Source organism: Pseudomonas sp. TSO6 (assembly GCF_056098905.1).
In genome coordinates this window covers 1-19,886 of sequence record NZ_JBLZWV010000069.1, presented here as the reverse complement: position 1 = coordinate 19,886, position 19,886 = coordinate 1, and the positions used below count along the sequence as shown (strand labels likewise).

General features: G+C 62.6%; 19 protein-coding genes and 1 pseudogene. 13 read left to right on the top strand and 7 right to left on the bottom strand.

Annotated elements, in window-relative coordinates; all coding sequences use genetic code 11:
- Positions 1 to 228 precede the first annotated feature (228 nt).
- The 6 genes from ACN6NG_RS26995 (at position 229) to ACN6NG_RS26970 (ending at position 6,806) form a co-directional block, all read left to right on the top strand.
- Entirely contained in the window at positions 229 to 1,365 is a 1,137-nt protein-coding gene (locus ACN6NG_RS26995) for a branched-chain amino acid ABC transporter substrate-binding protein (protein ID WP_197899572.1), read from the top strand.
- A gap of 153 nt (positions 1,366 to 1,518) precedes the next feature.
- A complete protein-coding gene (locus tag ACN6NG_RS26990; RefSeq protein ID WP_016489422.1) occupies positions 1,519 to 2,433 on the top strand; it encodes an ABC transporter permease subunit in 915 nt (304 codons plus the stop codon).
- 2 nt (positions 2,434 to 2,435) lie between these two features.
- Positions 2,436 to 3,737: a high-affinity branched-chain amino acid ABC transporter permease LivM gene (livM, locus tag ACN6NG_RS26985; protein ID WP_063423425.1), complete on the top strand. Its 1,302-nt coding sequence runs from the start codon at positions 2,436 to 2,438 to the stop codon at positions 3,735 to 3,737.
- Entirely contained in the window at positions 3,734 to 4,609 is an 876-nt protein-coding gene (locus ACN6NG_RS26980) for an ATP-binding cassette domain-containing protein (RefSeq protein WP_063423426.1), read from the top strand. The genes livM and ACN6NG_RS26980 overlap by 4 nt, the downstream gene beginning before the upstream one ends.
- Positions 4,606 to 5,322, top strand: coding sequence for an ABC transporter ATP-binding protein (locus tag ACN6NG_RS26975; protein WP_353456804.1), 717 nt, complete (start codon positions 4,606 to 4,608; stop codon positions 5,320 to 5,322). The genes ACN6NG_RS26980 and ACN6NG_RS26975 overlap by 4 nt, the downstream gene beginning before the upstream one ends.
- A 716-nt stretch (positions 5,323 to 6,038) precedes the next feature.
- Complete coding sequence (locus tag ACN6NG_RS26970; protein ID WP_063423429.1) at positions 6,039 to 6,806, top strand: SDR family oxidoreductase; 768 nt, start codon at positions 6,039 to 6,041, stop codon at positions 6,804 to 6,806.
- A 116-nt stretch (positions 6,807 to 6,922) separates the two neighbouring features.
- Here ACN6NG_RS26970 and ACN6NG_RS26965 read toward each other — a convergent pair whose 3' ends face one another.
- From ACN6NG_RS26965 to ACN6NG_RS26955, 3 genes are all read right to left on the bottom strand, one after another.
- On the bottom strand, positions 6,923 to 8,020 hold the full coding sequence (locus ACN6NG_RS26965) for an AGE family epimerase/isomerase (RefSeq protein WP_474317093.1): 1,098 nt from the start codon (positions 8,018 to 8,020) through the stop codon (positions 6,923 to 6,925).
- A gap of 73 nt (positions 8,021 to 8,093) precedes the next feature.
- Positions 8,094 to 8,726, bottom strand: coding sequence for a TetR family transcriptional regulator (locus ACN6NG_RS26960; RefSeq protein WP_258654158.1), 633 nt, complete (start codon positions 8,724 to 8,726; stop codon positions 8,094 to 8,096).
- Positions 8,727 to 8,848: 122 nt separating this feature from the next.
- Entirely contained in the window at positions 8,849 to 9,256 is a 408-nt protein-coding gene (locus ACN6NG_RS26955) for a hypothetical protein (protein ID WP_063423431.1), read from the bottom strand.
- 341 nt (positions 9,257 to 9,597) lie between these two features.
- On the opposite strand from ACN6NG_RS26955, the gene ACN6NG_RS26950 reads away from it, so the two are divergent.
- Positions 9,598 to 11,664: an AsmA family protein gene (locus ACN6NG_RS26950; RefSeq protein WP_474317090.1), complete on the top strand. Its 2,067-nt coding sequence runs from the start codon at positions 9,598 to 9,600 to the stop codon at positions 11,662 to 11,664.
- 112 nt (positions 11,665 to 11,776) lie between these two features.
- Here ACN6NG_RS26950 and ACN6NG_RS26945 read toward each other — a convergent pair whose 3' ends face one another.
- Positions 11,777 to 12,307, bottom strand: a complete 531-nt coding sequence (locus ACN6NG_RS26945) for a ferritin-like domain-containing protein (RefSeq protein WP_049274600.1) — start codon at positions 12,305 to 12,307, stop codon at positions 11,777 to 11,779.
- A 42-nt stretch (positions 12,308 to 12,349) separates the two neighbouring features.
- Positions 12,350 to 12,691 carry an osmotically-inducible lipoprotein OsmE gene (gene osmE / locus ACN6NG_RS26940; RefSeq protein WP_016501854.1) on the bottom strand — a complete coding sequence of 114 codons (342 nt, stop codon included), beginning with the start codon at positions 12,689 to 12,691 and terminating at the stop codon, positions 12,350 to 12,352.
- Positions 12,692 to 12,814: 123 nt separating this feature from the next.
- Between osmE and ACN6NG_RS26935 the strand changes: the two genes are divergently transcribed.
- Positions 12,815 to 13,705 (top strand): alpha/beta fold hydrolase, encoded by an 891-nt coding sequence (locus ACN6NG_RS26935; protein ID WP_474317086.1) that lies wholly within the window; start codon positions 12,815 to 12,817, stop codon positions 13,703 to 13,705.
- On the opposite strand, the gene ACN6NG_RS26930 is transcribed toward ACN6NG_RS26935, so the two are convergent.
- Entirely contained in the window at positions 13,702 to 14,574 is an 873-nt protein-coding gene (locus ACN6NG_RS26930; protein ID WP_474317083.1) for a DMT family transporter, read from the bottom strand. The genes ACN6NG_RS26935 and ACN6NG_RS26930 overlap by 4 nt on opposite strands.
- Positions 14,575 to 14,825: 251 nt before the next feature.
- Here ACN6NG_RS26930 and ACN6NG_RS26925 point away from each other — a divergent pair, with 251 nt between their 5' ends.
- The 3 genes and pseudogenes from ACN6NG_RS26925 to ACN6NG_RS26915 all read left to right on the top strand — a co-directional run.
- On the top strand, positions 14,826 to 15,614 hold the full coding sequence (locus ACN6NG_RS26925) for an AraC family transcriptional regulator (RefSeq protein ID WP_063423434.1): 789 nt from the start codon (positions 14,826 to 14,828) through the stop codon (positions 15,612 to 15,614).
- A 62-nt stretch (positions 15,615 to 15,676) separates the two neighbouring features.
- The gene (locus ACN6NG_RS26920) at positions 15,677 to 15,964 is read left to right on the top strand and encodes a PsiF family protein (protein ID WP_016501850.1); all 288 of its coding nucleotides are present in this window, start codon (positions 15,677 to 15,679) and stop codon (positions 15,962 to 15,964) included.
- A 64-nt stretch (positions 15,965 to 16,028) separates the two neighbouring features.
- A pseudogene (locus tag ACN6NG_RS26915) lies at positions 16,029 to 17,021 on the top strand (AI-2E family transporter); the annotation flags it as partial.
- A 30-nt stretch (positions 17,022 to 17,051) separates the two neighbouring features.
- Here the strand turns inward: ACN6NG_RS26915 and ACN6NG_RS26910 are convergent.
- On the bottom strand, positions 17,052 to 18,323 hold the full coding sequence (locus ACN6NG_RS26910; protein WP_243055578.1) for an Hsp70 family protein: 1,272 nt from the start codon (positions 18,321 to 18,323) through the stop codon (positions 17,052 to 17,054).
- Between the two features lie 164 nt (positions 18,324 to 18,487).
- On the opposite strand from ACN6NG_RS26910, the gene cbpA reads away from it, so the two are divergent.
- Positions 18,488 to 19,441, top strand: coding sequence for a curved DNA-binding protein (gene cbpA, locus ACN6NG_RS26905; RefSeq protein WP_016501847.1), 954 nt, complete (start codon positions 18,488 to 18,490; stop codon positions 19,439 to 19,441).
- Between the two features lie 2 nt (positions 19,442 to 19,443).
- Entirely contained in the window at positions 19,444 to 19,749 is a 306-nt protein-coding gene (locus tag ACN6NG_RS26900) for a chaperone modulator CbpM (RefSeq protein ID WP_019473593.1), read from the top strand.
- Positions 19,750 to 19,886 lie beyond the last annotated feature (137 nt).

Genomic DNA, 19,886 nt, shown 5'->3' with positions numbered 1-19,886 from the left:
AGGGTTGCAATGATGGCACATCGCGGTTGCTCCTTGTCTGTACGTGTGGTGGCGCCTGCCGCGCGGCAGACGGTTGCACGCTCAATAAAGAAAAGGCCGTCGGTCGCCTGCAGTGCACCTGCGCAGTGTGTTTTCCCGGAAGACAAAACCTATGGCACGGCCCTTGCTCTGAGCACAGGGTTGAGAAGTTGTAGTGCCAACCAAAAAAAACTCTAGGAGCACCACCTCATGTCGCAGACGTTTTACAAGAAAGGTTTCCTGGCACTGGCCGTCGCAACGGCCCTGGGTGTTTCTTCGTATGTTCAGGCCGACGTCAAGATCGGTGTAGCGGGCCCGATGACCGGGGCTAACGCGGCGTTTGGCGAGCAGTACATGAAAGGTGCGCAGGCAGCGGCCGACAAGATCAACGCAGCCGGTGGCGTCAACGGCGAGAAAATCGTCCTGGTCAAAGGCGACGATGCCTGCGAACCGAAGCAGGCCGTGGCAGTAGCCAACCGTCTGGCCGACCAGGACAAGGTGATCGGCGTCGTGGGCCACTTCTGTTCTTCCAACACCATTCCGGCGTCCGAGGTGTATGACGAAGCGGGCATCATCGCCATTACCCCGGGCTCGACCAACCCACAGGTGACCGAGCGCGGCCTCGGCGCCATGTTCCGCATGTGCGGCCGTGACGACCAGCAGGGTATCGTTGCTGGCGACTACATCGTCGACGTGCTCAAGGGCAAGAAAGTCGCGGTGCTGCACGACAAGGACACCTACGGCCAGGGCCTGGCCGACGCGACCAAGGCGCAGCTGGAAAAACGCGGCGTGAAGCCTGTGCTGTACGAAGGCCTGACCCGCGGCGAAAAAGACTTCAGCGCCGTGGTTACCAAGATCCGCTCGACCGGTGCCGACGTTGTCTACTTCGGCGGCCTGCACCCAGAGGCCGGCCCGCTGGTACGCCAGCTGCGCGAGCAGGGCCTGAAGGACGTCAAGTTCATGTCCGATGACGGCATCGTCACCGACGAACTGGTGTCTACCGCTGGCGGCGCGCAGTACGTCGATGGCGTGTACATGACCTTCGGCGCCGACCCGCGCCTGCTGCCCGACAGCAAGGCGGTGGTGGAAGAGTTCCGCAAGGCCGGTACCGAACCTGAAGGCTACACCCTGTACGCCTACGCCTCGCTGGAGGCCCTGGCTGCTGCTTTCAACGGCGCCAAGTCGAACAAGGGCGAAGACGCGGCCAAATGGCTGAAGGCCAACCCGGTCAAGACTGTCATGGGCGAGAAGAAGTGGGACAGCAAGGGTGACCTGACCGTGTCCGACTACGTGGTCTACCAGTGGGACAAAGACGGTAAATACCACCAGCTGGAAAAACAAAAATAATAACGGCCCACGGCCCGGGCTGATGCCCGGGCCCAAGCCCCTGCGGTACCTGTCTTTATTCGGAGATCTGCACGGTTCTGCACTGCGGGGGCCGCTTTATCCGTGGCCTGCCGTGGTCGGCGCTCGTGCAATCTCAATCAGTGAGATTGCGTTATGGATGGTATTTTCCTGCAGCAACTGGTCAACGGCCTGACCCTCGGGTCGGTCTATGGCCTGATCGCCATCGGCTACACAATGGTCTATGGCATTATCGGCATGATCAACTTCGCGCACGGCGAGGTGTATATGATTTCCGCGTACCTCGCGGCAATCAGCCTGGCATTGCTGGCCTATTTCGGCGTCGAGTCGTTCCCGCTCCTGATGTTGGGCACGCTGTTGTTCACCGTCGTCGTCACGGGCGTCTATGGTTTCACCATCGAACGCATCGCCTACAAACCCCTGCGTAACTCCACCCGCCTGGCGCCGCTGATCAGTGCCATCGGCATCTCGCTGATCCTGCAGAACTACGCACAGATCAGCCAGGGCGCCCGCCAGCAAGGCGTGCCCACCCTGCTTGAAGGGGCCTTGCGTGTCGAAGTCGGCACCGGCTTCGTGCAACTGACCTACACCAAGATCTTCATCCTGATCGCCGCCTTCGTGGGCATGGGCCTGCTCACCTACGTGATCAAGTACACCAAGCTCGGCCGCATGTGCCGTGCCACCCAGCAAGACCGCAAGATGGCCTCGATCCTGGGCATCAACACCGACCGGGTGATTTCGTACGTCTTTGTCATCGGTGCGGTAATGGCCGCCCTGGCAGGTGTGCTGATCACCATGAACTACGGCACCTTCGACTTCTACGCCGGCTTCATCATCGGCATCAAGGCGTTCACCGCCGCAGTGCTCGGTGGCATCGGCTCGCTGCCTGGCGCCATGCTTGGCGGCATCATCCTGGGGATTTCCGAGTCGCTGTTCTCTGGCCTGATCAACTCCGACTACAAGGACGTGTTCAGCTTCTCGCTGCTGGTGATGATCCTTATCTTCCGCCCACAAGGCCTGCTGGGTCGCCCGCTCGTGGCTAAGGTGTGAACATGTCCGTTGCCAAAACTGCCTCTGCTTCCGAAACCAAGGGTTTCGACCTTAAACGCAGCCTGCTGGAGACCCTCGTCGCCGGCCTGCTGGCACTCATTGTGTTTGGCCCGGTCGTCGGCGTGGTACTCGACGGCTACACCTTCAATGCCGAGCCGCGCCGCGTAGCCTGGCTGGTCGGCGGGGTGATGCTGGGGCGCTTCCTGCTCAGCCTCTACCTGCAGACCGCCGCTGGCGTGCGCATGCTCCAGGGCTTCGATAACGGTGGCTCTGGCGTGCATGTGAACGCGCCGGACTACAAGTCGCGGCTGCGCTACATCATCCCGGCGCTGGTGGTGATTGCCATCGTCTTCCCGATCTTCGCCAACAAGTACCTGCTGACCGTGGTCATCCTCGGCCTGATCTACGTGTTGCTGGGGCTTGGCCTTAACATCGTGGTCGGCCTGGCCGGCCTGCTCGACCTGGGCTACGTGGCGTTCTATGCCATTGGCGCCTACGGCCTGGCACTGGGTTACCAGTACCTCGGCCTGGGTTTCTGGAGCGTGCTGCCCCTGGCGGCCATCGCCGCCGCGTTGGCGGGGTGCATACTGGGCTTCCCGGTGCTACGAATGCACGGCGACTACCTGGCTATCGTGACCCTGGGCTTTGGCGAGATCATCCGCCTGGTGCTGAACAACTGGTTGTCGTTCACCGGTGGCCCCAACGGCATGCCGGCCCCTTCGCCAACCTTCTTCGGCCTGGAATTCGGCCGCCGGGCCAAGGATGGCGGGGTACCGATCCACGAGTTCTTCGGCTTCGATTACAACGCCAACCTCAAGTTCGTGTTCATCTACGCGGTGCTGTTCCTGGTGGTGCTGGCTGTGCTTTACATCAAGCACCGCCTCACCCGCATGCCGGTCGGCCGCGCCTGGGAAGCGCTGCGTGAAGACGAGATCGCCTGCCGCTCGATGGGCCTGAACCACGTACTGGTCAAGCTTTCGGCGTTTACCCTGGGGGCCTCCACTGCCGGCCTGGCCGGGGTGTTCTTTGCCACCTACCAGGGCTTCGTCAACCCGTCGTCGTTCACCTTCTTCGAGTCGGCGCTGATCCTCGCCATTGTCGTGCTGGGTGGCATGGGCTCGACCGTGGGCGTGGTGATTGCAGCGTTCGTGCTGACCGTGGCGCCCGAACTGCTGCGCAGCTTCTCTGAATACCGGGTGCTGCTGTTCGGCGTGCTGATGGTGCTGATGATGATCTGGCGACCGCGTGGGCTGATCCGCATCAGCCGTACCGGTGTGACCCCGCGTAAAGGAGTGGCGCCATGAGCGACGATATCATTCTCTCTGTCGACAACCTGATGATGCAGTTCGGTGGCATCAAGGCGCTGAGTGATGTCAGCCTGAAGGTCCGGCGCAACCAGATCTTCGCCCTGATCGGCCCCAACGGCGCTGGCAAGACCACGGTGTTCAACTGCCTGACGGGTTTCTACAAGGCCAGTGGCGGGCGCATCGAGCTGAACGTGCGCGGCACCCACACTAACGTCATCCAGTTGCTTGGCGAGCGCTTCCAGGCGGCGGACTTCGTGTCGCCGGCGCGCTTTGCCAACCGCCTGTACTACAAGATGTTCGGCGGCACACACCTGGTCAACCGCGCAGGCCTGGCGCGCACCTTCCAGAACATCCGCCTGTTCAAGGAAATGTCGGTAGTGGAAAACCTGCTGGTGGCCCAGCACATGTGGGTCAACCGCAACCTGCTGGCCGGGGTGCTCAACACCAAGGCCTACCGCAAGGCCGAAAGCGACGCGCTGGACCACGCATTCTACTGGCTGGAAGTGGTCGACCTGGTCGACTGCGCCAACCGCCTGGCCGGCGAGCTGTCGTACGGCCAGCAGCGCCGGCTGGAAATTGCCCGGGCCATGTGCACGCGGCCCAAGATCATCTGCCTGGACGAACCGGCGGCGGGCCTGAACCCCCAGGAAACCGAGGCCCTCAGCCGCATGATCCGTGTGCTGCGTGACGAGCACGACATCACCGTGGTGCTGATCGAGCACGACATGGGCATGGTCATGAGCATTTCCGACCATATCGTGGTGCTGGACCACGGCAACGTGATTGCCGAAGGCGCGCCGCAGGAAATCCGCCACAACCCGACGGTGATCGCCGCCTACCTGGGTGCAGATGAAGAGGAACTGGTATGAGTGCACCCATTCTCGAACTGAAGGACCTGGACGTGTTCTACGGGCCGATCCAGGCGCTGAAAAAGGTTTCGATGCACATCAACGAGGGCGAGACGGTCAGCCTGATCGGTGCCAACGGGGCTGGCAAGTCGACCCTGCTGATGTCCATCTTCGGCCAGCCTCGCGCTGCGTCCGGGCATATCGTTTATCGCGGCACCGACATTACCCGCAAGTCGTCGCACTACATTGCGTCCAATGGTATTGCCCAGTCGCCGGAAGGGCGCCGGGTGTTCCCCGACATGTCCGTCGAGGAAAACCTGATGATGGGCACCATCCCCATCGGCGACAAGCATGCCGATGAAGACATGCAGCGCATGTACGAGCTGTTCCCACGGTTGAAGGAGCGGCGTAACCAGCGGGCCATGACCATGTCCGGGGGTGAGCAGCAGATGCTGGCGATTGCCCGAGCGCTGATGAGCCGGCCGAAGTTGCTGTTGCTGGACGAGCCCTCGCTGGGGCTGGCGCCGATCGTGGTGAAGCAGATCTTTGCGACCCTGCGTGAGCTGGCTAAGACCGGGATGACCATTTTTCTGGTGGAGCAGAACGCCAACCATGCGCTGAAGCTGTCCGACCGGGCGTATGTGATGGTCAACGGGGAGATTCGCATGACCGGGACCGGGCAGGAGCTGCTGGTCAACGAGGAAGTGCGCAACGCCTATCTTGGCGGGCACTGAGTTACATCCGGGGCCGCCTTGCGGCCCATCGCCGGCAAGCCAGCTCCCACAGGTACTGCGCTGCCTTCAAGGCTTGTGCAATCTTTGTGGGAGCTGGCTTGCCGGCGATGGGCTGCAAAGCAGCCCCATTTCCCATGTGGACAACTTGCCGCGCCTTGCTCTCGATACACGCCAACACTCCCTTGCAAGCCCTTGTTTCCACAGGCTTGATCTTGTCCACGGATAATGTGGAACCGCCTGTGGAAAACATGGTGGCATCTCGCTCCAGCCCTCTGATACCGTGCCCTGCAGCGATGCGATCATTTTTTGATCACATCCTTCCTGTGGATGACTTTTCAAGCTTTTTCACAGACCCGAAAGCACCTCGAAATCAGCGCCAAAGCTGTGGATAACTCTGTGGGAAAACCTTGGACAGACTGCTGCAGGCAGCATGCTTGAAAGCTTTGCATCCTCACCGAGAAGATATCCACCGACCACACAACGCTGAAAGGGTTCCGCACTGTGGACGAGTTGCCCCCAATCCGTGGGGAAAGCCTTGTGGATAACATGCGCATAGCTGGCGCCGAGCCTTCTGCCGCAAGGGTTTGCCGGATATGAACAAAAAATGTACAGCGCCCCGAACGGCTTGCTGCCAGCGCCCCGAACGGCTTGCTGCCAGCGCGCCGCGCGGGCATGCTGCAAAGCTGCCGATGACAACCTACCGTGAGGAACAGAGCATGACGTCCACCGTATTCATCACTGGCGCCACTTCCGGTTTCGGCGAGGCCACCGCCCGCCGCTTTGCCGAAGCTGGCTGGAAGCTGGTGCTCACTGGCCGCCGCAAGGAGCGCCTGGATGCCCTGTGCGCCGAGCTGTCGGCCAAGACCGAAGTACACGGCCTGGTGATCGATGTGCGTGACCGCAAGGCCATGGAGCAGGCCATCGCCAGCTTGCCGGCCGGGTTCGAGAAGATTCGCGGCCTGGTCAACAACGCCGGCCTGGCACTGGGTGTGGATGCGGCGCAGAACTGCAGCCTGGACGACTGGGAAACCATGGTCGACACCAACATCAAGGGCCTGATGTACACCACCCGCCTGCTGCTGCCACGCCTGATCGCCCACGGTCGCGGCGCGTCGATCCTCAACGTAGGTTCTGTGGCGGGCAACTACCCGTACCCGGGCAGCAACGTGTATGGCGGCACCAAGGCCTTCGTCGGCCAGTTCTCGTTGAGCCTGCGCTGCGACCTGCGCGGCACTGGCGTGCGCGTGAGCAACATCGAGCCAGGCCTGTGCGAGAGCGAGTTCTCGCTGGTGCGCTTCGGCGGTGACCAGGCCAAGTATGACGCCACTTACGCGGGTGCCGAGCCGATCCAGCCGCAGGACATTGCCGAGACCATCTTCTGGATCCTCAACCAGCCGGCGCACATCAATATCAACAGCCTGGAGCTGATGCCGGTGAGCCAGGATTGGGCAGGGTTCTCCATCGACCGTTCGGTCAAGGGCTGATTCAGGAAAGCGGGGCCGCTTTGCGGCCCATTCGCAGCACAAGGCTGCTCCTACAGGCATTGCGCAGGTTTCACGCACCGCTATCCCTGTAGGAGCAGCCTTGTGCTGCGAAAGCGTCAGTTCAGGCGCTGCAACCCTTCCAGGCAAGTCGCCAAATGGTAGGGCGTAGTCGATGGCATATCATGCCGGCTGACGTTGCCCTCACCATCCCGGCACTCATACCAGCCCGCTTCGCGCAAGAACCGCGCTTGCAGCGCCTGCAGCTGGTCAACCAGCTTCGCCTCACTCCCCGCGCGTAATACCAGCGCCCGCAGGTACTCCGCCTGTGCCCAGATGCGTTGCGTGGCATCCAGCACCCGCCCATCCACATCCAGCATCGCCAGTACTGCTCCCTCTTTCACCCCGTACTGTTCGGCAAAGCCGAAAGCCCGGACGATGGACGCATGCAGTGGCGTGTCACGCAGCAGCGGTGAGGTGTGCAGCAGGTAGAACCACTCGAACTGGTGCCCCGGCTCGAACCAGTTATCCACAGCCCCGCGTGGCTTTTCCAGCATCAGGCCATGGGCCGGTTCGACGAAGTGCGCCTGCAGCGCTTCACACAACTGCAGCAGCGACTGCTGGGTATGTTCATCAGCGCGCACCGCCAGCACCTGCAGGAACGCCTCGGCCAAGTGCATCTGTGGGTTCTGCAGCGGGCCGCTGCCCAGGTCAGCCCAGTCTTCGCCCAGGCTGGCCTCGTACAGGCCGTCGTCACGGGCGAATTGCTGGTCGATGATGTCCAGCGCGGCGTTCAGTGTGGATTCCACCAGGCTTTCGCGCACCTTGCCCCAGTAGTGTGCGCAGGCAAAGACGATGAACGCGTGGGTGTACAGGTCCTTGCGCCGGTCCAGCGGCTTGCCTTGGGCATCGATGCTGTAGAACCAGCCACCGTGCTCGGCATCGTGGAAGTGCTTTTGCAGCGAGCGGAACAACGCCGCCGCGCGCTCGGCAGCGCCCGGTTGCCCGATACGGCTGCTGAACAGGTACAGCTGGCGTGCGCAGGCCATGGCCCGGTAGCGCTGCGCCGGCAACGGCTGGTGCTTGGCGTCCAGCGCCTCGTAGGGCAGGGCCAGGTCGGCATTCCAGCCCGGACCTTGCCACAACGGCACGATGCATTCGGCGAAGTGCTGGTTGAAGCGGGCCAGTTCAGGCGGGGTGTGGCGGGGGTCGGACATTTCGGCGCTCGTCGCTGTCGGGCAGGGCGCCATGGTAGCAGAACTGGCGTTTTCAGTAGCCTGTGCCGGCCCATCAGCCCGGGTTGCCGAGCCCTTGCCAATGCCGCGCGCCGACGAAGATGAAGCGCAATTGCTGGGTGATCTTTTCCTGCGCCGTCAGTGCCTGTGGATAACTTGAATCGGGGCTGTCGATAAGCTCGGGCAGGGTCGCGAACACGGTCTTCACCACCAGGTCGGCCATCACTGCCAGCGCGGCGTTGTCCAGGTGCTGCCAGCGCTTCATGCGCGCCAGGTCGGTGGCCAGATCGTCGCTGATGTCCTGGCGCAGGCGGGCAATGGCCTGGCGCACGGCCTGTGAGCCACCGTATTGCTCGCGGGCCAGAAACAGGAACTGCGCGCGGTGAGCAGCCACCACGTCGAGGAAAATGCGCACCGAAGCGTCTGTGATGCCGCCCAGTTCGAATTCGTTCTGGCGCACCAGGCGGATGGTCTGGCGGAAGGTGGTGTCGATTTCGGCCACCAGGGCCAGGCCCAGGGCGTCCATGTCGGGAAAATGCCGGTAGAAGCCGGTGGGCACGATGCCGGCCGTCTTCGCCACTTCACGCAGGCTGATACTGCCGAAACCACGGCCACTCTCCATCAGCAGGCAGGCGGCATCGAGCAGGGCCTGGCGGGTCTGTAGTTTCTGTTCGGCGCGCGGCAGCATGGTGCGGGCTTCTGTGACGGTAAGGCTGGGCACTCTAGATAAAAAAACAAAGCCCGGTCAATGGACCGGGCCTGGAGGGGAACACGCGTTGTGACTCAGGTTGTTCTTTTCGGCCATGGTGATCAGCTCACTCGGCTGAGTTCAACCAGGCGATCCGAGCCACCTTCAGCAACGCGGCCACTGCGTTCGATCAGGCGATCCGAGCCACCTTCGGCAACGCGGCCACTACGTTCGATCAGGCGATCCGAGCCACCTTCGGCAACGCGGCCACTACGTTCGATCAGGCGATCAGAACCACCTTCGGCAACCCGGCCACTGCGTTCGATCAGGCGATCAGAACCACCTTCGGCAACACGGCCACTGCGTTCGATCAGGCGGTCAGAACCCCCTTCGGCAACGGTTTTCAGCGGCTGGGCGATTTCGGCAGCGCTGGAGCGGGATTCGGCGGTCAGGTGTTGTTCGTCGGCTGGCAGGGCGAAAGCGTTGGCAGCCAGAATGGACAGGGTCAGGGTCAGCAGGTGGCGTTTCATGATTTAGGTGCTCCTCTCGGGGGGCTGGAAAGTGGGTACGGAGCCAATGCTACGCTCGGTAACGCCAGAGAGAAGTTCATACGGGTAATGGTAACAATCGACCGCATTGATAGAGGTTGGCAACCGCTCTGGAAAGCGCTTTACAGGTCGGCTGAGGATGAAGTGAAGGCCCTGTTGCCGGGTAGCAGGCAGCGCCTGACGCGACGTATTGCTGAGCAAAGCGCCAGGAAAACTTCGCTATCATGGCGGTCTCGATAAAACCCCACGGGTTTTCCACAGTCCGACATATTGACTGCCATAGCTGCACCCGTTTTGTGCCATGCCGCAAGGAGAATCACGCAATGACGCGTCCCGCCAGAATCCTCCTCTGGGCCCTCGCCACCCTGTTAACCCTGCTGGCGATTCTGGTGGTGGTGATCGCTACCTTCGACTGGAACCGCGTAAAGCCCCTGCTCAACGAAAAGGTTTCCGAGGCCCTGCACCGGCCCTTCGCAATCAACGGCAACCTGGCCGTGCACTGGCGCACCGAGCCTGAAGAGGGTGGCTGGCGTGCCTGGGTGCCATGGCCGCATTTCATTGCCGAGGACCTGACCCTGGGCAACCCGGAGTGGCTCAAGGAACCGAAGATGGTCGGCCTGGAGCGCGTGGAGTTCCGCTTGGCGCCGTTGCCGCTGCTGTTCCAGCAGATCAGCATCCCGCGCATCGACCTGACCAAACCCACTGCCAGCCTCACTCGCCTGGCCGATGGCCGTGCCAACTGGACGTTCGACTTCGGCCCCAAGGATGAAAACGCAGAACCGTCCAACTGGCAGCTGGACATCGGTGCGATCGGTTTCGACCAGGGTAATGTCAGCTTCGACGACCAGACCCTGAAAACCAGCATGAAGGTGCAGATCGACCCGCTGGGCAAGCCGATCCCGTTCAGCGACATTGTCGGCAAGGCCAGCGCCGAGAAGGCCGGCGGTGCACAGGACTACGCCTTCGGGCTCAAGGCCCAAGGCCGTTACAAAGGCCAGCCGGTGTCCGGCACCGGCAAGATCGGCGGCCTGCTGGCCCTGCAGGACGCCAGCCAACCGTTCCCGCTGCAAGCCGACGTGCGCATCGCCGACACCCATGTGGTGCTCGCCGGCACCCTGACTGACCCGCGCAACCTCGGCGCGCTCGATCTGCGCCTGCGCCTGTCCGGTGCCAGCCTGGGCAACCTTTACCCATTGACCGGGGTAACTCTGCCAGACACCCCGGCCTACTCGACCGACGGTCGTCTCAGCGCCAACCTGCATGCGCCGCAAGGCGCGACGTTCAACTACCAGGGCTTCAACGGCAAGATCGGTGACAGCGACATCCACGGTGACCTGGCTTTTGTCGCCAGCCAGCCACGGCCCAAGCTGTCTGGCAACCTGGTGTCCAACCAGTTGCTGTTCAAGGACCTGGCGCCACTTATCGGCGCCGACTCCAACGCCGAGCAGAAGGCCCGTGGTGGTGCCAGCAAGCAGCCAACGGGCAAGGTGCTGCCGGTTGAAGAATTCCGCACAGAGCGCTGGCGCGCGATGGACGCCGACGTCACCTTTGCCGGCAAGCGCATCGTGCACAGCACCCAGTTGCCGTTCAATGACCTGTCGGCCCATGTGATGCTCGAAGACGGGCTTTTGCGCCTGGAGCCCTTGCGGTTTGGCGTAGCCGGCGGCAACCTGGCCTCCAAAATCCGCCTGGACGGTCGCAGCGTGCCTTTGCAGGGCCGCGCCCAGCTGACTGCCCGGGGCTTTAAGCTCAAGCAGCTGTTCCCCACTTTCGCGCCGATGCAGACCAGCTTTGGCGAGCTGAACGGCGATGCCGACATCAGCGGCCGCGGTAATTCGGTTGCGGCCTTGCTGGGGACGGCCAATGGCGACCTGCGCATGTTGATCAACGATGGCGCGATCAGCCGCAGCCTGATGGAGATCGCCGGCTTGAACGTGGGCAACTATGTGGTCGGCAAGCTGTTTGGTGATGAGGATGTGAAGATCAATTGCGCAGCGGCCGATGTCGGGCTCAAGGATGGCTTGGCGACTACGCGGTTGTTCATCTTCGACACTGAGAACGCGATCATCTACATCAACGGCACCGCCAACTTCGCCAGCGAGCAGCTGGACTTGAAGATCACTCCGGAATCGAAAGGGCTGCGTCTGTTCTCGCTGCGTTCGCCGCTGTATGTGCGTGGGCCGTTTGCCAAGCCCAATGCCGGCGTGCAGGCGTTGCCGCTGGCATTGCGCGGGGCGGGAATGGTGACGCTGGGGGTGGTGGCCGGGCCGGCCGCGGGGTTGTTGGCGCTGATTGCGCCCAGCAGCGGGGATGATCCCAACCAGTGCACGCCGCTGTTGCAGCAGATGAAGGCGGGCAAGGCGCCGGCTGAAGTGAAAGGCAAGAAGTGAAGGGGGCCGCGTTGCGGCCCATTCGCGGCACAAGGCCGCTCCTACAAGGGATCGCTTACCCCTGTAGGAGCGGCCTTGTGCCGCGAATGGGCTGCAAAGCAGCCCCTTGCGATTACAGCCCTTGCAACAGGTCGGACATGTCGTCCGCGTGCTCTTCTTCCTGCGCCAGGATGTCCTCAAAGATGCGCCGCGTAGTCGGGTCCTTGTCGCCGATGTACTGAATGATCTCGCGGTAGCTATCAATGGCGATCCGCTCTGCCACCAAATCTTCCAGCACCATCTCTTTCAACGAATTCCCCGCCACATACTGGGCATGGGAATTCTTGGTCAGGTTGTCGGGATTGAAATCCGGCTCGCCGCCCAACTGCACGATGCGCTCGGCCAGCTTGTCGGCATGTTCAGCTTCCTGGTTTGCATGCTCCAGAAACTCCTCGGCAGCCACGCTGGCCTTGATGCCACTGGCCATGAAGTAGTGGCGCTTGTAGCGCAGCACGCAGACCAGCTCGGTGGCCAGCGATTCATTCAGCAGGCGCAGGATTTCCTGACGGTCGGCGTGGTAACCCTCGGTCACCGCGCCTTGCTCCACATGCTGGCGGGCACGTTCACGCAGGGTTTTCACATCGGTCAGTTCAACATTGCTCATGTTTATCTCCAGGCATATCAGGGGCAGGGTGGGGACGCAGGCTCACGCGCCGGGGACGGCGTCGCTGTCCTCTTGGCGTTGTTTACAGGTCTTGAACCCTTTGGCATCGACGTGGCCGGTGGCATCGAAGCGCACGTAGTAGGGCTGTTGCTTGCCGTCGCGGTTGAGGATGTAGTCGTTGCAGGTACCCCCGTGCGGCAGGTCGATCACGTTCGACGGGCTGCCGCCGATGGCGATGACCTTCTGCATGGTCATGCCGTGCTCCACCTGCTTGACCAGCGGTTCGTCGCGGTAGGTGACGTAGTCCACCGGGTTTTCCGGGCGGCTGCCGCAGGCGGCCAGGGTGGCGCTTGCCAGAAGGATTGCCAGGGTCTGCTTGTACATGGTCCCGCTCCTTGCAAAGGGTCTGTGTGGTTTGGAACCACAGCGCGCGCCGGGAGTTCGATTGCGATGGTCATGATTGGCGCTGTAGTGTTGGCCGGTCGTCCACGGAAAGGGGCTGGGGCAATGCAGCAGGAATTGGCCACGCGATACCCGTTGGTGCTGGTGCCGGGCATGCTCGGGTTTGTCCGGGTAGTGCTCTACCCCTACTGGTTCGGCATCGTGCCGGCCCTGCGCAAGGGCGGGGCGCAGGTGTTCCCGGTGCAGGTTTCGCCGCTGCATTCCAGCGAGGTGCGCGGCGAGCAGTTGCTGGCGATCATCGAAGACATCTGCCAGCGCACCGGCGCCGACAAGGTCAACCTCATCGGCCACAGCCAGGGTGCCCTGAGCGCCCGTTACGCAGCGGCCAAGCGGCCTGGTCGGGTGGCTTCGGTCACCTCGGTGGCCGGCCCCAATCACGGCTCGGAACTGGCCGACCACCTTGAGCGCACGGCACCGGGCCATTCACCCCAAGGGCGGATCCTGAAGGCCGTGCTGCATGGCTTTGCCGTGTTGCTGGTGTGGCTGGAAACCGGTTGGCGCCGCGACCCGCTGCCGGTTGATGTGCATGCCTCGCACCAGGCACTGACCAGCGCCGGGGTCACGCTGTTCAACCAGGCTTATCCACAGGGCCTGCCGAACACCTGGGGCGGGGAAGGGGCCTATGAGGTCAATGGCGTGCGCTACTACTCGTGGTCCGGCACGTTGCAGCCCGGGTTGACTGACCAGGGACGCAACCGCTTTGACGGCAGCAACCGCTTCTGCCGCCTGTTCGCGCGCAGCTTCGTCAAGGAAAAGGGCCAGTGCGACGGCATGGTCGGGCGTTTCAGTTCGCACCTGGGGCAGGTGATCGGCGATGACTATCCACTTGATCACCTGGATATTGTCAACCAGTCGCTCGGCGCCGTGGGCAAGGGCGCCGAGCCGGTGCGGCTGTTCACCGAGCATGCAGCCCGGCTCAAGGCAGCCGGGCTTTAGCGGCGTATCGGCGTGGTCCAGCGCTCAGCCAGCACCACACCGACCAGGGTCAGCACGCCGCCGACCAAGTGGTAACTGGCCAGTTGCTCGTCCAGCACCACGGCGGCGATCAGCGCGGTGACCAGCGGCAGCAGGTTGAAAAACAGCGTGGTGCGGCTTGGGCCCAGGCGGTGCACGGCCTGCATCCACAGCAGCGGCGCGATCATCGAGGCCAGCACGCAGGCGTACAGCACCAGGCCGATGTTATGGCTGTTCAGGCCCGTCTTTTCCGACAGCAGGTACAGCGGCAGCAGCACCACGATTGCCACCAGCACCTGCAAGTACAGCAACTGCAGCGGTGGCAGGCGCAACTGCCATTTCTTCAGCAGGAAGCTGTAAAGCGCGTAGGCCAGGGTGGCCACCAGCATCAGCAGGTCGCCGCTGTTCAGGCCCTGTTCCAGCAGGCTGGCGGGGTGCCCGGCACTGACCACTTCCAGCACGCCGAAGAATGACACCACCGCGCCCAGCAGGGCGCCGTAGCTCAGGCGCTGGCCCAGCCAGGCGATGGACAGCGCCAGCGACATCAACGGCATCAGCGAAAGGATGATGCCCATGTTGGTGGCGCTGGTGATGCCCGCGGCGAAGTAGGCCAGGCTCTGGTACATCGCCATGCCCAGCACGCCCAGCACGAACACTTTGCCCAGGTGCGGGCGAATGGCTGCGCTGTTGCGCCACACGGCGGGCAGCAGGAACGGCGTGAACAGCAAGCCGGCCAGCAGCCAGCGGTAGAAGCCGATTTCGGCAGGGTGGATGGCGCCAGCGGACATCTTGGTGACCACGGTGTTGCCGGCCCAGATGAGGATGGCGGTGAGGGGGAACAGGTAATTCATGTAGCAGGTACTCGGTATGGCGGTTTTGGGGCGAGTCGTACTGCTTGCGCGGTCCCTGTAGGAGCAGCCTTGCGCTGCGAAAGGGCCTGTGTAGGCGAAAGATCTTTCATGGCAGTGCCGGCCTCTTCGCAGCACAAGGCTGCTCCTACAGGGGCTCGATGTGACTGCAGGCCCCGGTGCCAGTCATTATCAACTGTCTGTCCACAAGCCTATACTCTTATCCAGACAACCCACCCCGCAAAGCAGACAGCATGCCGCGCAAATACCTCGATATCCCCCAATTCACCCAACTGCCGGCCCCGGTGTACTTCCGCCACGACGAGTTCGTTGCCGACACCCACAGCGCCTTGCACTGCCACGCCTGGGGCCAGCTCAACTACTCGGCTCATGGCGTGATGCACCTGGATGTGGCCGGCCAGCGTTTCCTGTCGCCGCCGCAATACGCCGTTTGGGTACCGCCCGACACCGCGCATGGCTGTTACAACCCGCAGGCCATCGTCTACCGCTCCATCTATCTCGACCGCAGCCTGTGCACAGCCCTGCCGCAGCAACCGTGCAGCCTGATGATCAGCGATATCCTCAAGGCCATCCTTGGCGACTTCGCCCGGCGTGACCTGAAGGTGGCCGAGGACGAGCGCGACCAGCGCCTGGTGCAGGTACTGCTCGACCAGTTGCTGCTGGCGCCCACCCAGGCCTGCTACCTGCCGTTTGCCCACAGCGATGGCCTGCGCCAGGTACTCGACGGCCTTGGTGCCGAGCCCGGTGACAATCGCCCGCTGGCCGATTGGGCCGCCCGTGTGCATGTCAGCGAACGCACCCTGGCCCGCCAGTTCTTGCGCGAACTGGGCATCAGTTTTGGCGAATGGCGCCTGCGCCTGCGTTTTCTGCGGGCCATCGAAGCGCTGGAGGCTGGCCTGCCGATTCAGGCCATTGCTTTCGACCTTGGCTACAGCAGCGCGTCGGCGTTCATCGCCATGTTTCAGCGCCAGGCCCAGTGCACGCCCGAGCAGTACCGCCGGCAGGCACGGGCGGGGCGCTGAAATTCTTGGCTACACTCAGCTCGACCCCCGTGCGTCGGGCACGGAGCCAAGGAGACCACTCCATGAAAGTGCTGCAAATTCCATTGCTGGCGTTGGCTGTGTTGTTCAGTGCCCAGGGCTTCGCGGCCAATACGGCGCAGCAGGAAAAGATGAAAACCTGCAATGCCGACGCTACTACCAAAGCCCTCAAGGGCGATGAGCGCAAAGCGTTCATGAGCACTTGCCTGAAGAAGGACGTGCCACAAACCCAGCAAGAAAAGATGAAGACCTGCAACGCCGACGCCACCACCAAAGCCCTGAAGGGTGACGAGCGCAAGGCGTACATGAGCGACTGCCTGAAGAAGAAATGACCTATGCCTGCGCCGCCAAGGCTGGCAGACTGCGGGCATTCCCGCTGTCTGCCGTCGAGGCTGTATGACCTTTACCCCCCGTCAGATCACTCTGGCCAGCCTGATCATCGTCATGGCGGGCCTGCTGCTGGCTTTGCCCTTGAAGTTGTTGCCCAGCCTGCTGGCCGGCCTGCTGGTGTTCGAACTGGTCAACATGCTGACCCCGCGCCTGCAACCGCTGCTGGCCGGCCAACGCGCGCGCTGGCTGGCCGTGGCGCTGCTCGGTACGCTGGTGGTCATTACCTTGACGCTGTTGATTGCCGGTGCCTTCAGCTTTTTGTTGCACGAGGCGGAAAACCCGGGCGCCTCGCTGGACAAGTTCATGGCCCTGGTCGAGCGTGCCCGCGGTCAGCTGCCGCCCTTCATCGAGGGCTACCTGCCCGCCAGTGCCGCTGAGTTCAAGGTGGCCATCGGTGACTGGATCAAGAGCCACCTGAGCGACTTGCAACTGGTGGGCAAGGGCATGGCGCACATGTTCGTGACGCTGCTGATCGGCATGATCCTCGGCGCGATCATCGCCTTGCAGCGTATTCCCGATGTTTCCCGGCGCAAGCCCCTGGCGGCAGCGCTGTTCGAGCGGCTGAACCTGCTGGTGAAGGCGTTTCGCAACATCGTGTTCGCGCAGATCAAGATCTCGCTGCTCAACACGGCCTTTACCGGCATCTTCCTGGCGGTGGTGATGCCGCTGTTCGGCGTGCACCTGCCGCTGACCAAGACGCTGATCGTGCTGACCTTCCTGCTGGGCTTGCTGCCGGTGATCGGCAACCTGATGTCCAACACCCTGATCACCATCGTCGGCTTGTCGCTGTCGATCTGGGTGGCGGCGGCGGCACTGGGCTACCTGATCGTCATCCACAAGGTCGAGTACTTCCTCAACGCGCGGATTGTTGGCGGGCAGATTAGTGCCAAGGCATGGGAACTGCTGTTGGCGATGCTGGTGTTCGAGGCGGCATTCGGGCTGCCCGGCGTGGTGGCGGGGCCGATCTACTATGCCTACCTGAAGAGTGAGCTGAAGCGCGAAGAGGCCAGTCCAGGCCATAGAGATGAATCAGGCAGCGCCGTAACGCTTGCGGGCTTCGATGGCCAACCCGCTACCAATGCTGCCAAAGATGTTGCCTTCCACATGCCGCGCATTCGGCAACATCGCCGACACACTGTTGCGCAGCGCCGGAATGCCGCTGGAACCGCCCGTGAAGAACACTGTGTCAACCTGGCCTTCGCTCACGCCAGCTTTGGCCAGCAGCTCGGTCACGCTGCCGCGCACACGCTCCAGCAAACCTTCGATCGCCTCTTCGAACAGCGCACGGGTCAGTTGGGCAGTCAGTTCGGGCTCGACACGGCGCAGGTCGATGTGGCGGCTGTCTTGCTCGGTCAGCTCGATCTTGCTGGCTTCCACTTCCATCGCCAGCCAGTGCCCGGCGCGCTGCTCGATCAGTTTGAACAGGCGGTCGATGCCAAAACTGTCCTCGATGTCATAACGCATGCTGCCCAGCGCCAACTGCGACTTCTGCGAGTACAGGGCGTTGATGGTGTGCCAGGTGGCCAGGTTGAGGTGGTAGCTGGTGGGCATCAGCGCGCCGCTTTTCATGCGGCTGCCATAGCCGAACAGCGGCATCACGCCCTGCAGGCTCAGCTGCTTGTCGAAGTCGGTACCGCCGATGTGCACCCCGCCGGTGGCGAGAATGTCGCTTTGGCGTTCGGCGATCAGGTGGCGCTCGGGCGACAGGCGGATCAGGGTAAAGTCCGAGGTACCGCCGCCGATGTCGACGATCAGCACCAGCTCTTCACGGCTGATGCCAGACTCGTAGTCGAAGGCCGCGGCAATCGGCTCGTACTGGAACGACACATCCTTGAAGCCGATCTTGCGCGCCACATCGGCCAGGGTGTCCTCGGCTTCCTGGTCGGCAGCCGGGTCTTCGTCGACGAAGAACACCGGCCGGCCCAGCACCACCTGGTCGAACTCACGGCCAGCGGCAGCCTCGGCGCGCTTTTTCAGCTCGCCGATGAACATGCCCAGCAGGTCCTTGAACGGCAGGGCGCTGCCCAGCACGCTGGTGTCGTGCTTGATCAGCTTGGAGCCCAGCAGGCTCTTCAGCGAGCGCATCAGGCGGCCTTCGTAGCCTTCCAGGTATTCATGCAGTGCCAGGCGGCCATACACCGGGCGCCGTTCTTCGATATTGAAGAACACCACCGAGGGCAAGGTGATCTTGCCGTCTTCCAGGGCAATCAGCGACTCCACGCCAGGGCGGTGCCAGCCGACCGTGGAGTTGGAGGTGCCAAAGTCGATGCCCAAGGCGCGGGCCGGGGATACGTCAGACATGGGAAATCAGCTTCCGGAAGGAAAACGGCCGCGCAGTTTATGCCACTTGGCTACAGAATCAAGACCAGTCGTCTGCCATGGCGCAAACCCAAGGCGGTCTTGAAAGGCTATGCTTGACCCCTATCTTCTGTTGCAACACGCACATTCACATTGGTGATCCACAGATGGACTTCAAAGACTATTACAAGATACTCGGCGTAGAGCCCACGGCGGACGAGAAGGCGATCAAGGCCGCGTACCGCAAGCTTGCGCGCAAGTATCACCCCGATGTCAGCAAGGAGCGCGACGCCGAGGACAAGTTCAAGGAGGCCAACGAGGCCTACGAAGTGCTGGGCGACGCGCAAAAACGTGCCGAGTTCGACGAAATTCGCAAGTACGGCGGCCAACATGGCCGGCCGTTCCAGGCACCACCGGGCTGGGAGAGCCGCGGCGGTGGCGGCGGCTTCGAGGGCGGCGACTTCTCCGACTTCTTCAGTTCGGTCTTCGGTGGGCGGGGTGGCAACCCCTTCGGTGGCGCCCGGCAGCAGCAACGCAGTGCCGGCAGGCGAGGGCAGGATGTGGAGCTTGAACTGGCGGTGTTCCTTGAAGAGACCCTGAGCAAGGAGTCCAAGCAGATCAGCTTCCAGGTGCCGCAAACCAATGCCTTGGGCCAACGCACCGGCTTCACCACCAAGACCCTGAACGTGAAGATTCCGGCCGGCGTAACCGACGGCGAGCGTATCCGCCTGAAGGGGCAAGGCGCGCCGGGCAGCGGTGGCGGGGCCAATGGTGACCTGTTCCTGACCATTCGCATGGCACCGCACCCGCTGTTCGATGTCGAAGGCCATGACCTGATCATCACTGTGCCGCTGGCACCGTGGGAGGCGGCCCTGGGCACCAAGGTGGCCGTGCCGACCCTGGAAGGCAAGATCAACCTGACCATCCGTCCCGATAGCCAGAGCGGCCAGCGCCTGCGCGTACCGGGCAAGGGCCTGGCGAACAAGAGCGGTGAGCGCGGCAACCTTTATGCGCAACTGAAAGTGGTCATGCCGCCGACCTCCGACGAGGCTGCCCGCGAACTGTGGACCAAGCTTTCCGAGAAAGCGGCGTTCAACCCGAGGACACAATGGAGTAAGTGATCATGAGCAGCACCCTGATCGTTCAACTGGACATGCGTACTTTGTGTCAGGAAGCCGATGTCACGGCGGACTGCGTGATCGAGATCGTCGAACACGGCATTGTCGAACCCTCCGGGCGAACGCCTGAGGACTGGTTGTTCGACGATCAGGCGCCGTTGGTGGCCAAGCGCGCGGCGAAGCTGCACCAGGAGCTGGAACTGGAGTGGGAAGGGGTGGCGCTGGCGCTGGAGCTGTTGCAGGAAGTGCAGCAGTTGCGCAGCGAGAACAGCATGCTGCGCCAGCGGCTGGGCAGGTTTACCCAGATGTAAGGTTTGCAGGCCCGGCCTCTTCGCGGGTAAACCCGCTCCCACAGAGATCCCACATTGCCCAAGACATGTGAGGTACCTTTGGGAGCGGGTTTACCCCCGAAGAGGCCAGCACAGCCGACATCAAATTCAGGTCGGTT

Bases quoted from the DNA above. Each gene is read 5' to 3' on its own strand.
- ACN6NG_RS26995 (WP_197899572.1), top strand. From the start codon at position 229: ATGTCGCAGACGTTTTACAAGAAAGGTTTCCTGGCACTGGCCGTCGCA.
- ACN6NG_RS26990 (WP_016489422.1), top strand. From the start codon at position 1,519: ATGGATGGTATTTTCCTGCAGCAACTGGTCAACGGCCTGACCCTCGGG.
- livM (WP_063423425.1), top strand. From the start codon at position 2,436: ATGTCCGTTGCCAAAACTGCCTCTGCTTCCGAAACCAAGGGTTTCGAC.
- ACN6NG_RS26980 (WP_063423426.1), top strand. From the start codon at position 3,734: ATGAGCGACGATATCATTCTCTCTGTCGACAACCTGATGATGCAGTTC.
- ACN6NG_RS26975 (WP_353456804.1), top strand. From the start codon at position 4,606: ATGAGTGCACCCATTCTCGAACTGAAGGACCTGGACGTGTTCTACGGG.
- ACN6NG_RS26970 (WP_063423429.1), top strand. From the start codon at position 6,039: ATGACGTCCACCGTATTCATCACTGGCGCCACTTCCGGTTTCGGCGAG.
- ACN6NG_RS26965 (WP_474317093.1), bottom strand. From the start codon at position 8,020: ATGTCCGACCCCCGCCACACCCCGCCTGAACTGGCCCGCTTCAACCAG.
- ACN6NG_RS26960 (WP_258654158.1), bottom strand. From the start codon at position 8,726: ATGCTGCCGCGCGCCGAACAGAAACTACAGACCCGCCAGGCCCTGCTC.
- ACN6NG_RS26955 (WP_063423431.1), bottom strand. From the start codon at position 9,256: ATGAAACGCCACCTGCTGACCCTGACCCTGTCCATTCTGGCTGCCAAC.
- ACN6NG_RS26950 (WP_474317090.1), top strand. From the start codon at position 9,598: ATGACGCGTCCCGCCAGAATCCTCCTCTGGGCCCTCGCCACCCTGTTA.
- ACN6NG_RS26945 (WP_049274600.1), bottom strand. From the start codon at position 12,307: ATGAGCAATGTTGAACTGACCGATGTGAAAACCCTGCGTGAACGTGCC.
- osmE (WP_016501854.1), bottom strand. From the start codon at position 12,691: ATGTACAAGCAGACCCTGGCAATCCTTCTGGCAAGCGCCACCCTGGCC.
- ACN6NG_RS26935 (WP_474317086.1), top strand. From the start codon at position 12,815: ATGCAGCAGGAATTGGCCACGCGATACCCGTTGGTGCTGGTGCCGGGC.
- ACN6NG_RS26930 (WP_474317083.1), bottom strand. From the start codon at position 14,574: ATGAATTACCTGTTCCCCCTCACCGCCATCCTCATCTGGGCCGGCAAC.
- ACN6NG_RS26925 (WP_063423434.1), top strand. From the start codon at position 14,826: ATGCCGCGCAAATACCTCGATATCCCCCAATTCACCCAACTGCCGGCC.
- ACN6NG_RS26920 (WP_016501850.1), top strand. From the start codon at position 15,677: ATGAAAGTGCTGCAAATTCCATTGCTGGCGTTGGCTGTGTTGTTCAGT.
- ACN6NG_RS26910 (WP_243055578.1), bottom strand. From the start codon at position 18,323: ATGTCTGACGTATCCCCGGCCCGCGCCTTGGGCATCGACTTTGGCACC.
- cbpA (WP_016501847.1), top strand. From the start codon at position 18,488: ATGGACTTCAAAGACTATTACAAGATACTCGGCGTAGAGCCCACGGCG.
- ACN6NG_RS26900 (WP_019473593.1), top strand. From the start codon at position 19,444: ATGAGCAGCACCCTGATCGTTCAACTGGACATGCGTACTTTGTGTCAG.